The organism is Streptomyces sp. GSL17-111 (assembly GCF_037911585.1).
In the GTDB taxonomy this organism is placed as follows: Bacteria; Actinomycetota; Actinomycetes; order Streptomycetales; family Streptomycetaceae; genus Streptomyces.
In genome coordinates this window covers 3,348,427-3,363,008 of record NZ_JBAJNS010000001.1, presented here as the reverse complement: position 1 = coordinate 3,363,008, position 14,582 = coordinate 3,348,427, and the positions used below count along the sequence as shown (strand labels likewise).

Here is a 14,582-nt window from a genome sequence, read left to right as displayed (position 1 = left end):
CACCATGGCAACGGCCGGACAGTCGACGCACGCGGTCCAGGAGGGCACCGTCGCGGCGCCGGCCGCGCAGGACGAAAGCGTGGCGGCGGAGGCGGGTCTGCCGTGCGTCAGCGAGGCGCAGGCCGTCGCCCCCATGGACGCCCGGGACCTCACCCGGCTCTTCATCGACCGGCTCCAGACGCTGGAAGAGGGCACCCCCGAGTACCAGTACGCCAGGAACACGCTGATCGAGATCAACCTGTCCCTGGTCCGTTACGCCGCCCGCCGGTTCCGCAACCGCGCGGCCGAGACGGAGGACATGATCCAGGTCGGCACGATCGGGCTGATCAAGGCCATCGACCGGTTCGACCCGGCGCGCGAAGTGGAGTTCACCACCTTCGCCGTGCCCTACATCATGGGCGAGATCAAGCGCTTCTTCCGCGACACGAGCTGGTCGGTGCGCGTCCCCCGGCGGCTCCAGGAACTGCGCATCGACCTCGCCAAGGCCGGCGACCAGCTCTCGCAGCGCCTCGGCCGCGCCCCGACGACCGCCGAGCTGGCCCGGCACCTCGACCTGAGCGAGGAGGAGGTCATCGAGGGCGTCGTCGCGAGCAACGGCTACACGGCCGGCTCGCTGGACGCCGGCGGCGACGAGACCGGTGAGGCCGGCGGCGGCCCGAGCGTCGCCGAGCGCATCGGCGAGATCGACCCGGCCCTGGAGGGCGTGGAGAACTTCGAGTCGCTGCGGCCGCTGATGGCCGAGCTGGACGACCGCGAGCGCCGCATCCTGCAGATGCGCTTCGGCGACGAGATGACGCAGGCACAGATCGGTGCCGAGCTGGGCCTGTCCCAGATGCACATCTCCCGGCTGCTGTCCCGCACCCTCGGGAAGCTGCGCAAGGGGCTGCTCACGGAACGCTGACCCACCGCGCGGAGCGGCCGCCTCAGGTGGCCCGCGCACGGACCACCACCTGCGACGGCGGCGGCCGGGGCCCGTGTCAGCCCCCGGCCACCGCCGTCGCCACGTCCGGGTAGAGGCGCAGGACGGCGTCCGCGCCGGTCAGCTCCAGCAGCCGGGTGACGGACGGCGGCGGGCCGGCGATCCGCAGGTCCCCGCCGTGGTGGGCGCGGAGCAGCACGTTGAGCCCCGTGGAGTCGCAGAACGTCACCCGGCTGAAGTCGGCGACCACACAGGACGCCGGGCCCGCCAGCCCGTCCTCCAGCGCCCGGCCGAGCTCCTGGGCCGCGTCCAGGTCCACCTCACCGGTCACGACGACGACCAGAGCCCCGTCCCGCGGGTGTCCGTCCGCGACGACCTTCGCGGGGCTGGGCCCGCCGGCCGCCGAATTCTCGTGCGCGGTAGTCATGGCTCCCATGATCCCCGGTCGGTCCCCACAGCGGAAGACGGGGGTCTCCCCGACCGCCCCGGCCGGACGCGCCCCCGCCGGGCGCGCGGGTTCCACTACAGTGACCCCGCGCCGACAGGGGCTTACGGCCAGGGGGAGTTGGAGAGGCTCCGCCCTGAGATCAGCTACGGGGGAGAGTTGGACACCAGTCTCTACATCGGTCCTGAGTCAGCGCCGGACCGCTACCGCTTGCTGCGGTCCATCGGGCGGGGCGGCGAGGCCGTGCTGTACCTGGCGGAGATCCAGCTCGGGGGCGCGGCGGAGCCCGTCGTGGTCAAGGTGCTGGACACCCAGGAGACCATGCGGCCGCAGGAGTTCGCGAAGATCAGCGCGCGCTGGAGCGAGCAGGCGGAGCTGCTGCGCTTCGTCCACCGGCTCGGGGTCGTCGGCATCCGCGAGCACTTCGAGGGACTGCCCCCGCATCGGGCCGGGGAGGCCGGGAACCCACCCGGCCGGGCCCTGTGCCTGGTGATGAACCACGTCGAGGGGCTGGACCTGCGCGACTGGCGGGCCGAGCACACCCTGGAGACGGTCACCGAGCGCCGCGAGGCCCTGCGCTACCTGGAGCAGCTGGCCGAGGTGCTGGACTGGCTGCACCTGGGCAAGGGCACGCCCTCGGGGCGCGTCGTCGTACACGGCGACCTCTCCCCCGGCAACGTCATGATCGACGCCCACGGCCAGGCCACGCTCGTCGACTTCGGGCTGAGCAAGCTGACCGCCGAGCACCGGACGGCGGAGGTGTGGTTCACCCCGGGCTTCGCGGCGCCCGAGGTCTTCGAGGGCCGTCGGACGCCCGCCACCGACCGCTACGCCTTCGGGGCGATCGCCTACTTCCTGCTGGCGGGCGAGTCCCCGGCAAGCACCCCCGAGCAGGTGCGCGGCCAGTTCCGCGCGCTGCCCGCCCTGACGGCGCTGGACGAGGAGAGCCGGGAGGAGGTGCTGGCCGTCTTCGCGGCCGACCCGGCGGCGCGGCCGGATTCGCTGTCCTCCTGGGTCAAGCGGCTGCGGCAGGCGGTCTTCACCACGACGTCGTCCACCTCGCGGGCGGCGGACGCGGCGGGCGCGGCGGCCGGTGCGGCCGTCGCCGGTCAGGCCGCCGCGCCCGCGCGGCCCGACGCACCGCCGCCGCCGAACGCCGCCCCCGCGCCGGCCCGGCCCACCGCTCCCCCGACCCCGTCCCACGCCCCGGCACCCCAGGACGCCGGGCCCCAGGACGCCGGGCCGGTCGACGCGGGCCCCCAGGACGCGGCGCCGGTGGACGCGGCGCCGCAGGACGCCGGTCGTCCGGCCACGCCCCCGGCCATGCCGACGCCACAGGCGGGGCAGCCGGTGCCACCGGCGGGGCAGCCGGTGCCGACCTCGGCGCCGGGCCCCCAGCCCGATCACCCGACGTTCGCCCTCGGCGCCGCAGGGGGCCCACCCGCCCCCGCACACGTCGCCACCCAGGCGGCCTCTCCGTACGCCACAGGTACGGGGTACGGGTACCCGGGCGCGCCCGGCGGGCAGCAGCCGAACCCCTACGCGACCGCGCCGACGCCGGTCCCCGGCCCGGCGGGGCACGGCGCCCACCCCCCGGCCCCCGCGAAGAAGAAGTCCCGCCGGGCCCTGCTCGTCACCTCCGTCGTGCTCGCCGTGGCCCTCCTCGCCGGCGCGGGCACCTTCGCGGCGACGACGTACCTGGGCGACGACAAGGAGAACGCCGCAGCCTCCCAGGACGGCGAGGACACCACCTCCGACGGCGAGGACGCCACCGAGGAGACCGCCCCGGAGGAGACCGACGGCGCCGAGGACGTCCCGGCCGACGTGGCCCCGACGCCCTCGGGCCCGGAGGAGGACACCGAGGCGGAGAGCCCGGACCCCGCCGCCAGCTCGGAGCCGCCCGTCGTTCCCGAGGACCAGGACGAGATCCCGTTGACGCTCCTCCAGCCGATCGAGGAGAACGGCGGGTTCGAGCAGGCCACGGCCACGCTGGACACGACGTTCTACGCGGACGCGCTCCTGACCCGGCACAGCTGCGGTTCGGTCACCGAGTACGACCTCCAGCGCGGGTGGCGGAAGCTGACCTTCGTCGCGGGCGTCACCGACACCTCGACGGCGGGCAAGCAGCTGCAGCTGACGATCAGCAACGCGGAGGGCAAGCAGCTCGCCACCCGCGCCCTCACGCTGGGCCGCCCGCAGGAGATGAGCGTGGACGTCACCGACGTGCTGCGTGTCCGCATCGACATGGAGCCCAGCGGCTGCGACAACAACCTGGTCGGTGTCCTCGCCGAACCGACGCTGGAGAAGTAGCCCTCAGCCGTTCACCCCCGCGCCCGCCCGGTCGGCCCCGACCGGGCGGGCGTTCGCGTTCCCCGGCCGCCCCGGGCTCCCGTGCTTGCGTTTCATACCCCCTAGGGGTATGAATGAAGGACGGGTTACCCCTCCCGGGTACCCTGGACCTGTTCAGCCGACGTCCGGAGCCGTGATGACCACCGCCGCCTCCCGCACCGCCGAGGTCGAACTCGCCATCGGCGGCATGACCTGCGCCTCGTGCGCCGCGCGGATCGAGAAGAAGCTCAACCGCATGGACGGGGTCGAGGCCACCGTCAACTACGCCACCGAGAAGGCCAAGGTCACCTATGCGGGTGACGTGGCCGTGGCCGACCTCATCGCCACCGTCAAGGCCACCGGCTACACCGCAGCCGAGCCCCCACCCCGCAGTCCGGCCCCCGACACCGGCGGCCCCGACACCGGGGAGGCCCCGGGCGGCCCCGACGCACTGGCGGCGCTGCGTCAGCGGGTGATCGTCTCCGCCGTGCTGTCCGCCCCGGTCATCGCCCTGGCCATGATCCCGGCCCTGCAGTTCACGTACTGGCAGTGGCTGTCCCTGACGCTGGCCGCGCCCGTCGTCGTGTGGGGCGGGCTGCCGTTCCACCGGGCCGCCGTGACCAACGCCCGGCACCGGGCGGCCACGATGGACACCCTGGTCTCGGTGGGCACCTCGGCCGCGTTCCTCTGGTCGCTGTGGGCGCTGTTCCTCGGAACCGCGGGGACGCCGGGCATGACGCACCCCTTCGAGCTGTCGATCTCGCGCAGTGACGGGGCGGGGAACATCTATCTGGAGGCCGCCGCCGGCGTCACCACCTTCCTCCTGGCCGGCCGCTACTTCGAGGCCCGCTCCAAGCGGCGCGCCGGTGCGGCCCTCCGGGCGCTGCTGGAGATGGGCGCCAAGGAGGTCACCGTCCTGCGCGACGGCCGCGAGCACCGCGTCCCGACGGCGGAGCTCGCCGTCGGGGACCACTTCCTCGTCCGCCCCGGCGAGAAGATCGCCACCGACGGCGTCGTGGTGGAGGGCTCCTCCGCCGTGGACGCCTCGATGCTGACCGGCGAGTCCGTCCCGGTGGAGGTGTCCGTGGACGACGCCGTCACGGGCGCCACGCTCAACGCCGGGGGGCGGCTCGTCGTCCGGGCCACCCGCGTCGGCGCGGACACCCAGCTCGCGCGCATGGCCCACCTGGTGGAGGAGGCGCAGAACGGCAAGGCCGCCGCGCAGCGGCTGGCCGACCGCATCTCCGCCGTGTTCGTGCCCGTCGTCATCGTGCTCGCGGTGGGCACCCTCGGCTTCTGGCTGGGCAGCGGCGCCGGGCTGACGGCCGCCTTCACCGCCGCCGTCGCCGTGCTGATCATCGCCTGCCCCTGCGCGCTCGGCCTGGCCACGCCGACCGCCCTCATGGTCGGCACCGGGCGCGGCGCCCAGCTCGGCATCCTCATCAAGGGCCCCGAGGTCCTGGAGACGACCCGCAGGGCCGACACCGTCGTCCTGGACAAGACGGGCACCGTCACCACCGGCAGGATGACGCTGCTCGCCGTCCGCACCGCCGAGGGCGAGGACGAGGAGCGGGTGCTGCGGCTGGCCGGCGCTCTGGAGCACGCCTCCGAGCACCCCGTCGCCCGGGCCGTCGCCACGGCGGCGGCCGAGCGCGTCGGGGAGCTGCCCGCGCCCGAGGACTTCAGGAACGTCCCCGGCCTCGGCGTCCAGGGCGTCGTGGAGGGGCACGCCGTCCTCGTCGGCCGGGAGAAGCTGCTCACCGCGTGGTCGCTCGACCTGCCGGAACCGCTGGCCGCCGCGAAGGCCGAGGCCGAGGCGGGCGGCCGGACGGTGATCGCCGTGGCGTGGGACGGCGCGGTCCGGGCGTTGTTGGAGGTGGCCGACGCCGTCAAGCCCACCAGCGCCGAGGCCGTGCGGCGGCTGCGCGCGCTCGGCCTCACCCCCGTCCTGCTGACGGGCGACAACACCGCCGTCGCCCGCGCGGTCGCCGCGGAGGTGGGCATCGACGAGGTCATCGCCGAGGTCATGCCGCAGGACAAGGTCGACGTCGTTCGGCGACTCCAGAGCGAGGGACGCTCGGTGGCGATGGTGGGCGACGGGGTCAACGACGCCGCCGCCCTCGCCCAGGCCGATCTGGGGCTGGCCATGGGCACCGGCACCGACGCCGCCATCGAGGCGGGCGACCTCACCCTCGTCCGGGGCGACCTGCGGACCGCCGCCGACGCCGTCCGCCTCTCCCGCCGGACGCTGGCCACCATCAGGTCGAACCTCGTCTGGGCCTTCGGTTACAACGTCCTGGCCCTCCCGCTGGCCGCGGCCGGTCTGCTGAGCCCCATGATCGCCGGGGCCGCGATGGCGTTCTCCTCCGTCTCCGTCGTGGCCAACAGCATGCGGCTGCGCTCCTTCAGGGCGGAGCGCTGACGGGCGGATCCCGTCCGGCACGAGGGGGCGGTGCGAGGTGTCACGGACCGCCCCCTCGGTTACCCGCCCGGTGCGCCCCGGCGCCCGCCGGGGCCCGTACCGAAGGAGGCGATGATCATGGCCACCCCGGCGAAGGACATGCTGGAGACGTACCCCGCGTCGCTGGGCGAGGTCGACCGGGTGGCGCTCGCGCGCTGCATCGAGGAGTGCTTCGCCTGCACGGAGGCCTGTACCGCCTGCGCGGACGCCTGCCTCTCCGAGGACGAGGTCGCCCAACTGCGGAAGTGCATCCGCACCAACCTCGACTGCGCGGACATCTGCGACACGACGGGCCGGGTCCTCTCCCGCCACACCGAGTACGACGCGAACATCACCCGCGCCATGCTGGAGGCCTGTGCGACGGCCTGCGCGGCGTGCGCCGACGTGTGCGAGCGGCACGCCTCCGGCCACGCGCACTGCCGCGTGTGCGCCGACACCTGCCGTCGCTGCGAGTCGGCCTGCCGCGACCTGCTGGCCACGCTCGGGTAGGCGGCACGCTCGGGTAGGCGGCACGCTCGGGTAGGCGCCGCGCGAACGGGTTTCCGTGCGGCCGCGCCGGGCACGCGCTGTGCACGGACCCCTTGCGGACCAGGACGGAGGCACCATCATGCTGAGGGCCATCGCAGACGTTCTGCGCTCCATCGGCGGAGCGCTCGCGACCCTCGTCACCCTGCCCTTCCGGGCCGTCGCCCGGCTGTTCAGCGGAGCGTCGAGCAGCGCCCGCGGCCGGCACTGACCCGGAGACGAACGCGCGGCTGCCCCGGACCGTCCGGTCCGGGGCAGCCGCGTGGTGCGCGGTACGTCAGTCGAAGTCGACGCAGACGTTGCCGCCGGAGAGGTTGATCAGGCCGTACTGGTCGCCGTACGAGTTGCAGGCGTTCACGACGGTCGTGATCTCCGTCTCGTATTCGTCGCCGCCACGGTCGCAGGCGGCGGCGGTCCCCGCGCCGGCCATCACGCCGAAGGCGGCGATGGCGGTGGCGGCGGCCAGGGTACGGATGCGGGTCATGTCTCTCCTCCAGGTTGAGGGGGGTAAATGTGATCAACTGCAATTTCGCACCGAACCGCCCTTTTCACACCTGGAGTGAGCCATCTGCGCGAGCCGCCGCCCCACACCCCCGCACCGCTCGGACGGCCGAGGACGATAGACAACTCCACGCGGGAAAAGGGAAGTTCCACCCCCGTGCCCCGGGCCCGGACCGCCCGACCCGGGCCACTCGATTACCTCGGGAGGCGCACACGGGAGGACCCGACGCCCGCCCACCCGCAGCGCCCGCACCGTGACGGCGATCGCCGTCCCCGCTGCCGCGCGGAAGCCACCGGCCCGTGGCGGATGGCCCACGAGGGTGAAGACGGCGGGACGGGGACGGCACGCTACCGGGACGGCGGTGCGGCGGCCTGCATCGTGGACCCCGCGCGTCGGCCCACCGCCGTCGCGCCGCCGTCGGACCGTCCCGGAAGGGGAATGCGATGTCTGTGGCCCTGAACCTGCTCGTGGAGATCCTGCACGAGACCTTCGGCCTCCCGCGGATGAACCTGCATCCGCACGCGACGTTCGCCGAACTCGACATGGACTCCCTCGCCCTGACCGAACTGGGCACGATCATCGAGGAGCGCACCGGCCTGCGCATGGAGCGCTTCGCCGTCACCTGCAACCTGACGGAGGCCGCCGACCTCCTCGACCGCGCCGCCGACGCCTATCTCGACTCCCTCGCCACGGGCGAGACGGTCTGAGACGCGGGCGAGACGGTCCGAGGCGCGGGCGAGACGGTCCGCGGCGCGGGCGGGCGGCGCCTCACTGCGGCGGCTGCGGCTTCAGCAGTACGAAGTCCGCCCCCGCGCCGTCCACCACGACCGCCATGCGGCCGACGCCCTCGGCGTCGTCGGGCCCCGTCCGGAGCGTGCCGCCGTTCTCCTGGGCGCGGGCCACGGCGGCGTCGACGTCCTCCACCGCGAACACGGGGTGCCAGTAGGGCGTGCCGCCCATCTCCGCGAAGGCGTCGGCGGGCAGCTCCATCAGCCCGCCGTGCATCCGCTCCTCCGGCTGACCGGCCGGCGTCAGGCACGTGTAGGTGCCCTCCGCGTCCCCCGGGAGCGGCATGTCGTCGAAGCGCCAGCCGAAGACCTCGCCGTAGAAGCTCCGGGCCCCGGCGGCGTCCGTGGTCATCAGCTCCGTCCAGCACAGGCTGTTGGGGTCGTCCGTCATCTGCAGGCCGGAGGACCCGCTCGTCCCGGGCTGCCAGGCGGCGAACTGCCCGCCCTGCGGGTCGGTGTACTGGGCCATCCTGCCCTCGCCCGGTACCTCCATCGGAGGGACGCGGACCGTACCGCCGAGCCGCTCCACCGCCCGCGTCGTGACGTCGATGTCGTCGGTGCCGAAGTAGATCATCCAGGCCGGGCGGGTGCCCTGCTCCTCCAGCTTGCCGACGGCGCCGACGTACTTGCCGTCCTCCTGGAACATGGCGTACCCGATCTCGCCGTCCTCGCCCTCCATCGTTTCGGTGCCCCAGCCGAACACGGAACGGTAGAAGGCGGTGGCGGTGTTGATGTCCGGAGCACCCAGGTCCAGCCAGGACGGCGAGCCGGGCACGAAGTCGGTAGTGATCATGGCGATGTCCTTTCGCGTCGATCCCCTCCGCGTCAGGTTCGCACCCGCCTCTGACAGTCGCCTCCCGACACGGTTCAGGTCCGAACGCGCCGCTTCCTGCCCGCCGGAGGGCCCGGTGGTGCGGTGGGCGCCGGGACCGCCGAACCCGCCCGGTCTCCCGCCGGGGCCGCCGGCTCGGCGGGCGCCGGCACGTCCGGCCGCACCGCGTGCGCCGGCAGCCGGGGCTCCAGCCGCACCATCCCCACCGCCGAGACGGTCACCCCGGCCGCCAGCAGCAGCCACATGCCCGTCGGGGACAGCGTCAGCAGGGCCGTCAGCACCGCCGGGGCCAGCGCGATCGGCACCGCCCAGGAGAGCTGATAGACCGCCATGTGACGGCCGCGCGTCGCCTCCGGGGCCGCCTGGGCGACCAGCGCGGAGGCCGTCGCCCCGTGCATCAGCTCACCGGCGGTGAACGCCGCCGTCGCCACGAAGACGCCGACGATCAGCGTGGTGCCGTTCGACAAGGCGCCGAGCAGCGCGAAGCCGCCGAAGGAACCGGCGAACACGACCGCGCCGAGCGCCACCGCGCGCGTCCTGCGGTACCGCACGAGGAAGCGCGTCACCGGGATCTGGAGCAGCGCGATGCACACCGTGTTGACCGCGTACAGCACCCCCACGAGCGAGTGGGACGCGTCGAGTTCCTGCGTGATGTAGACGGGCAGGCTCACCGACAGCACCATGTAGCCGAACGCCGTCGGCACGTTCAGCGCCGTCAGCCCCATGAACGGCCGGTTCCGCATCACCGTGCGGAAGCCGCTGCCCGGCACGGGCGGGCGTCCGGCGGCCGACGCGGCCCTGCTCCCCGTCCCGATGGTGCGGATGAGCAGCGCCGCCGAGACGTACCCGGCGCTGACGACCAGCACGATCACCGTGTACGCCGAGTCGCTGCCGAGCGCCAGCAGCCCGCTGGCGACCAGCCCGCCCACGCCCAGCCCCGCGTTGCGCAGGCTGCGCTGCGCGGCGAGCAGCGTGTCGCGTTCCGTGCCGCGCGCGATCTCCGCCACGAAGGACTGCACGGCGGGCGGGAACGAGACGTCCCCGAGGCCGACGAGCAGCAACACCCCGAACATCGCGTACCCGTCGTCGACCAGCGGGTAGGCGCAGAAGCCGACCGCCCGCAGCAGGTAGCCGCCGACGAGGACGGCCCGCGCCCCGAAGCGGTCGATGAGGACGCCGGCCGCCGGGTTGCTCAGCAGCGCGAGGACGGCCGCGGCCGTCATGATGGTGCCGACCTGCGTCAGGGGCAGGTCGGTCACGTGGTGGAAGTACAGCAGCGACAGTGGCAGGAACATGCCACTGCCGGTGGCATCGACCACCATGCCCAGCATGTACCGGGCCCTGGTCGACGGCCGCTTCACGAGGCGCCCTCCAGGGCCGCTTCCACCACGGTTTCGGCCAGAACGCGTTCGCCCAGCGCCCGCAGCCGACGCTCGGCCTCGGCCCGTGACGGCCCCGAGGCCACCGCCGCCGACAGGAAGTCCGACGACGTGGCCGCCCGGGGAATCACCTGGCCCGGCCGGACGTACACCCAGAAGCCCTCCACCCACGGCTCGTCCGGCACGCCGGGTACCGCACGGACGCGGCCGGGCCGCTTCATCGTCAGCACCTGGCCCGCCATGGCGCGCGGCCGGGGCCGCTCACTGCCCGCCGGGCCCGTCAGGCCCGCCAGCGGCAGCCCCGCCTCGGCGCGGGAGGCGTACGCCCCCAGGTGCATGCCGAACAGCACCTCGAACACCTCCCGGATCTTCGCGCCCCCGGGGCGGCAGGCGATCTCGCACAGCACGAGCCGGTCGTCGGGAGTGTGGAAGATCTCGGCGTGGAACGCGTGGTCACGCAGCCGCGAGCCGCCGCCCGTGAGCGCCGCCAGCGTCCGGTCCGTCAGCTCCAGCAGCCGGGGCGTCAGCGGGTCGTCCTCATCGAGCGTCAGGTCGACGCGCGGGCCCGGGTCGGCGCCGAAGGAGGACAGGTCGTACTGGTACTGCGAAGGCCACGCCACCGCGACGCGGCCGTCCACGACGAGTCCGTCCACGTGGCACATCCGGCCGGGCACGAACGCCTCCAGCAGGACGTCCTCGCGCGGCGCGGCGCCGGTGAACAGCGCGGCCAGGCAGTCCGCCAGCTCCGCCTCCTCCCGGACGACGCGCAGCCCGATCGCGTTGAAGCCGTCGCGCTCCTTGAACACCAGCGGCAGCCCGTGCACGTCGGCGAACGCCCGGGCCGCCCCGGCCGTCGCGGGCACGGCGTGCGGGGCGACCTCCACCCCGTGCTCCGCCGCCAGCCGCTTCATCAGCAGCTTGTCCCGGAACGGCAGGACGTCCCGCGGCCACGCCCCGGCCAGCCCGAGGCGTTCGCGCAGCCACGCCGCCCGCGCGACGTCCGCCTCGTGGAAGGCGATCACCGAGGTGACGCGGTGCCGGACGGCCAGCTCCAGGGCCCGTTCCAGGACGTCGGGGGCGTCGAAGTCGTCGAAGACCTCCAGGCGCGCGTAGCCGAGGTCGCCCTCCGGGGGCTCCTCACCGGCCGCCAGGATCTTCCCCCGGTCGGCGAGCACGACGACGTCGCCCTCCAGCCCGGTCAGCCACTCCCGGTAGGGGAAGGGCTCCAGCGGATTGCGGTGCAGCACCAGGACGCTCACGCCGGGCTCACCGTCCGCTCCACGATCTCCGCCACCCGCGCCCGGCGGGAGACGCCGTCGGCCGCGCGCACCCGCACGTCGACGACCTCCTCGACGACCTCCGCCCCGCGCAGCACGGCGGCGGTCGTGTCCTCGGCGGTGACGGCCACCAGGCCCAGCCGGTCCCAGTTGTCGGCCACGTCCCGGACGGTCTGACCCGGCCGCGCGGTGAGCCGCACGTCCAGGACGTCGTCCCGGTGCAGCGCCTCCTCGACCCCGCCGACGGACTCCACCTCCCCCGGCTCGCCCACCACCGCCCGCACCGCCGCCCCGGCGTGCGCCTCGGGCCGGTCGGGCAGCTCCTGAACCAGCCGGAACGGCCAGCCGAGGGCCAGCGTGCCGAGGTCCACCCCGTACGCGGCCCGCACCAGCTCCGGAATGGCGTCACCGGCGATCCGGTTGTGGCTCTCGATGACCCGCACGCCCCGCTCACCGATCCGTATCTCGGTGTGGCAGACCCCGTCGCGGAAGCCCATCAGATCCAGGAAGCGGCCCACGTCGGCCCGGACGCGCTCCTCCGTCGCGGGCGCCAGCCGTGCGGGCAACGCGTGGCCCAGCTCGGCGAAGTGCGCCGGATGCGTGAACTTCTCCGTGATCGCGACCACGACGTGCCGGCCCGCGAAGCTGAACGACTCGACGCTGAACTCCGGCCCGTCGAGGTACTCCTCCATCAGGAAGTCCCGCAGCAGGAACAGCGACGTCACACGGTCGGTCCGGGTCCCCGACAGCGCGCGCACGCGGGCCCACACCCGGTCCGCGTCCTGCGGCCCGTCCACGCGCTGCACGCCGATGCTCGCCGTCGCGTCCGTCGGCTTCACGATGAACGGGTAGCCGCACCGCACACCGAACTCGTCCAGCTCCGCCCGGCTCCGCAGCGGCGCCGCCGCCACCGCCCCCGGGTCGACGGCCGCCAGGTGGGCCCGCATGACCTGCTTGTCGCGGAAGCGCAGGGCGACCTCGTGCCCCGTACCGCCCAGGCCGAACAGGTCGTTGACGCGGGCCGCGTTCTCCAGCCCCGGCTCGGTCAGCGAGGTGGCCGCCGCGAACCCCGGCGACGCGAACAGCTCGCGCACGACAGGCTCCACCAGCTCCCACCGCGTGTAGTCCACGACCGTCAACGACGCGGCCAGCCGCCGCTGCTCCTCGCTCGCCTTGGTCGGATGCTGGAGCAGCAGCACGTGCAGCCCCAGCTCCACCGCCTGACGCACGGTCTCGTCGGTCGCCCCGACGAGCAGCACGGTCCGTTCCGTCCTCACCGGCCCTCCCCCTCCGTCCGGCCCGCGCCGGGATCACCGGCGGCGTGCGACCAGATGCTCAGATACCGCTCGCCCGTGTCGGGCAGCACGGTCACGATCGTCCTGCCCGCGCTCTCCGGCCGACGGGCGACGCTCAGCGCCCCGCAGACGGCCGCCCCAGAGGAGATGCCCGCCAGGACCCCGACCCGCGCCGCCAACCACCGCGCCGTCGCCAGGGCGTCCTCGTCGGAGACGACCAGCACCTCGTCGATGAGGCCGACGTCCGTCGTCGGGGCGACGAAACCGCCGTTGAGCCCCGGAATGGCGTGCTCCCCGGCCCGCCCCCGCGTCAGCAGCGGCGACGAGGCCGGCTCCACCCCGATCGCCCGGACCCCCGGGTCGCGCTCCTTCAGGTACCCGGCGGTGCCGCACAGCGTCCCGCCCGTCCCGATCCCGGCCAGGAACACGTCCACCCGGCCCTCGGTGTCGGCCCAGACCTCCGGGCCCGTGCTCTCCCGGTGCGCCGCCACGTTCGCGGCGTTCTCGTGCTGCCGGGCGAACCACGAACCCCGCGTGCGCTGGTGCAACTCCCACGCCCGGTCGATGGCGCCCTGGTAGAGCAGCTCACGCGGCGTCAGCACGACCTCCGCGCCCAGCGCCTCCAGCAACGCGATCCGCTCCCGCGTGACGCTGTCGGGCAGCACGATCACGCACCGGTACCCGCGCACCGCGCTGAGCGCTGCCAGCGCGATCCCGGTGTTCCCCGACGTCGCCTCGATCACGGTCCCGCCGGGCGCGAGCCGCCCGGACTCCTCGGCGGCCCGCAGCATCCACAGCGCCGTCCGGTCCTTGACACTGGAGAGCGGGTTCGCCGCCTCCAGCTTGCCGAGCACCTGGACGCCGGGCGCCCCGTTCTCGACGGGGATCCTGAGCAGGGGGGTGTTGCCGATCAACTCGTCGATGCCGTCGACGACCCGTGGCGCGACGGTCAGCGGCTCCAGTGACATGCGGTGGGACACAGGCGGTCTCCGTTGCTGGTGGGGTGTGGACGAATGCGGCGCCGTGCGCGGACCCACCGGGGTCACCACGAGCCCATCGTTGCGGTCTGACGGAGCAGTTCGAGGCGGTGCCGGGGCACGTCCCGGTCGGCCAGGGAGGCGCCGGGGGCCTGCGTCGTCGCCCCGGGCGGCACGTCCCTCAGCACCATGGAGTGCGCGCCGATCAGCGCGCCGTCCCCCACGGTCACCGGGCCCAGGACGGAGGCGCCCGTGCCGAGGACGACACCGTCCCCGATCACCGGGTGACGGCGCTCCCCCGGCGCCCGCAGGTTGTCCTCCCACCAGCCCCGGGCGCCGAGCGTCACCTGGTGGTAGATCGTCACGTCGTCACCGACCACGGCCGTCTCACCGACCACCACGCCCGAACCGTGGTCGACGAACACCCGCCGCCCCAGCACGGCGCCCGGATGCACCTCCACCCCGGTGGCGAAGCGGGCCGGCAGGCTCACCAACCGCGCGGCGATCCGCCGTCCCCGCCGGTGCAGCCGGTGCGCGACACGATGGGACCACAGCGCCGGCAGCGCCGGATGCAGCAGCGCCTCCCGTCGGTTCCGGATCGCGGGGTCCCGCTCCACGACGGTCCGCAGATCCTCCGCCAGCGTGCGCCGCAAACCGAGCGGCGGGGGCGTTCCGGCGCCCCCGCGCACGCGCCGACCCGTCACACCTCTCGGCACATTCCTGACGTCCACATCCGGCACGACGGCTCCTCGCTCGCCTTCGGGGTAACGCCCCTCACGCTGCCACCCGCCGCCCGAGCCCCGCTCGAACCCGCCGCACGCCCCTCTTCCCCGAGGAGGCCCCAACGCCCGCCG

At 74.3% G+C, this 14,582-nt stretch carries 14 protein-coding genes; 6 read left to right on the top strand and 8 right to left on the bottom strand.

Features of this window, described 5'->3' with window-relative positions; genetic code table 11:
* The first annotated feature begins 4 nt into the window (after window positions 1–4).
* Window positions 5–901: a SigB/SigF/SigG family RNA polymerase sigma factor gene (locus tag V6D49_RS15005; RefSeq protein WP_445330643.1), complete on the top strand. Its 897-nt coding sequence runs from the start codon at window positions 5–7 to the stop codon at window positions 899–901.
* Window positions 902–977: 76 nt separating this feature from the next.
* Here the strand turns inward: V6D49_RS15005 and V6D49_RS15000 are convergent, their stop codons facing one another.
* Entirely contained in the window at window positions 978–1,346 is a 369-nt protein-coding gene (locus V6D49_RS15000; protein ID WP_340560221.1) for an STAS domain-containing protein, read from the bottom strand.
* Window positions 1,347–1,523: 177 nt separating this feature from the next.
* Here V6D49_RS15000 and V6D49_RS14995 point away from each other — a divergent pair, with 177 nt between their 5' ends.
* The 4 genes from V6D49_RS14995 (at window position 1,524) to V6D49_RS14980 (ending at window position 6,889) form a co-directional block, all read left to right on the top strand.
* The gene (locus tag V6D49_RS14995) at window positions 1,524–3,674 is read left to right on the top strand and encodes a protein kinase domain-containing protein (protein ID WP_340560219.1); all 2,151 of its coding nucleotides are present in this window, start codon (window positions 1,524–1,526) and stop codon (window positions 3,672–3,674) included.
* 175 nt (window positions 3,675–3,849) lie between these two features.
* Window positions 3,850–6,114 (top strand): heavy metal translocating P-type ATPase, encoded by a 2,265-nt coding sequence (locus tag V6D49_RS14990; RefSeq protein WP_340560218.1) that lies wholly within the window; start codon window positions 3,850–3,852, stop codon window positions 6,112–6,114.
* A 117-nt stretch (window positions 6,115–6,231) separates the two neighbouring features.
* Entirely contained in the window at window positions 6,232–6,642 is a 411-nt protein-coding gene (locus V6D49_RS14985) for a four-helix bundle copper-binding protein (protein WP_340560216.1), read from the top strand.
* 118 nt (window positions 6,643–6,760) lie between these two features.
* A complete protein-coding gene (locus tag V6D49_RS14980; protein ID WP_340560215.1) occupies window positions 6,761–6,889 on the top strand; it encodes an LPFR motif small protein in 129 nt (42 codons plus the stop codon).
* Between the two features lie 66 nt (window positions 6,890–6,955).
* Here V6D49_RS14980 and V6D49_RS14975 read toward each other — a convergent pair whose 3' ends face one another.
* Window positions 6,956–7,162, bottom strand: a complete 207-nt coding sequence (locus V6D49_RS14975; protein ID WP_340560213.1) for a hypothetical protein — start codon at window positions 7,160–7,162, stop codon at window positions 6,956–6,958.
* 461 nt (window positions 7,163–7,623) lie between these two features.
* On the opposite strand from V6D49_RS14975, the gene V6D49_RS14970 reads away from it, so the two are divergent.
* On the top strand, window positions 7,624–7,887 hold the full coding sequence (locus tag V6D49_RS14970) for an acyl carrier protein (RefSeq protein WP_340560212.1): 264 nt from the start codon (window positions 7,624–7,626) through the stop codon (window positions 7,885–7,887).
* Between the two features lie 61 nt (window positions 7,888–7,948).
* Here the strand turns inward: V6D49_RS14970 and V6D49_RS14965 are convergent, their stop codons facing one another.
* From V6D49_RS14965 to epsC, 6 genes are all read right to left on the bottom strand, one after another.
* Window positions 7,949–8,761, bottom strand: a complete 813-nt coding sequence (locus tag V6D49_RS14965; protein WP_340560210.1) for a VOC family protein — start codon at window positions 8,759–8,761, stop codon at window positions 7,949–7,951.
* 74 nt (window positions 8,762–8,835) lie between these two features.
* Complete coding sequence (locus tag V6D49_RS14960) at window positions 8,836–10,161, bottom strand: MDR family MFS transporter (protein ID WP_340560208.1); 1,326 nt, start codon at window positions 10,159–10,161, stop codon at window positions 8,836–8,838.
* A complete protein-coding gene (locus V6D49_RS14955) occupies window positions 10,158–11,438 on the bottom strand; it encodes an ATP-grasp domain-containing protein (RefSeq protein WP_340560206.1) in 1,281 nt (426 codons plus the stop codon). The genes V6D49_RS14960 and V6D49_RS14955 overlap by 4 nt, the downstream gene beginning before the upstream one ends.
* Entirely contained in the window at window positions 11,435–12,733 is a 1,299-nt protein-coding gene (locus V6D49_RS14950) for an ATP-grasp domain-containing protein (RefSeq protein WP_340560204.1), read from the bottom strand. Before V6D49_RS14950 ends, V6D49_RS14955 begins: the two co-directional genes overlap by 4 nt.
* Window positions 12,730–13,719, bottom strand: coding sequence for a PLP-dependent cysteine synthase family protein (locus V6D49_RS14945; protein WP_340564027.1), 990 nt, complete (start codon window positions 13,717–13,719; stop codon window positions 12,730–12,732). Before V6D49_RS14945 ends, V6D49_RS14950 begins: the two co-directional genes overlap by 4 nt.
* A 74-nt stretch (window positions 13,720–13,793) precedes the next feature.
* Window positions 13,794–14,432 (bottom strand): serine O-acetyltransferase EpsC, encoded by a 639-nt coding sequence (gene epsC, locus V6D49_RS14940; protein ID WP_445330526.1) that lies wholly within the window; start codon window positions 14,430–14,432, stop codon window positions 13,794–13,796.
* Window positions 14,433–14,582 lie beyond the last annotated feature (150 nt).

Excerpts from the sequence above, each read along its gene's own strand:
- V6D49_RS14965 (WP_340560210.1), bottom strand. The coding sequence starts at position 8,761 with ATGATCACTACCGACTTCGTGCCCGGCTCGCCGTCCTGGCTGGACCTG.
- V6D49_RS14990 (WP_340560218.1), top strand. The coding sequence starts at position 3,850 with ATGACCACCGCCGCCTCCCGCACCGCCGAGGTCGAACTCGCCATCGGC.
- V6D49_RS14980 (WP_340560215.1), top strand. The coding sequence starts at position 6,761 with ATGCTGAGGGCCATCGCAGACGTTCTGCGCTCCATCGGCGGAGCGCTC.
- V6D49_RS14970 (WP_340560212.1), top strand. The coding sequence starts at position 7,624 with ATGTCTGTGGCCCTGAACCTGCTCGTGGAGATCCTGCACGAGACCTTC.
- V6D49_RS14945 (WP_340564027.1), bottom strand. The coding sequence starts at position 13,719 with ATGTCACTGGAGCCGCTGACCGTCGCGCCACGGGTCGTCGACGGCATC.
- V6D49_RS14985 (WP_340560216.1), top strand. The coding sequence starts at position 6,232 with ATGGCCACCCCGGCGAAGGACATGCTGGAGACGTACCCCGCGTCGCTG.
- V6D49_RS15000 (WP_340560221.1), bottom strand. The coding sequence starts at position 1,346 with ATGACTACCGCGCACGAGAATTCGGCGGCCGGCGGGCCCAGCCCCGCG.
- V6D49_RS14975 (WP_340560213.1), bottom strand. The coding sequence starts at position 7,162 with ATGACCCGCATCCGTACCCTGGCCGCCGCCACCGCCATCGCCGCCTTC.
- V6D49_RS15005 (WP_445330643.1), top strand. The coding sequence starts at position 5 with ATGGCAACGGCCGGACAGTCGACGCACGCGGTCCAGGAGGGCACCGTC.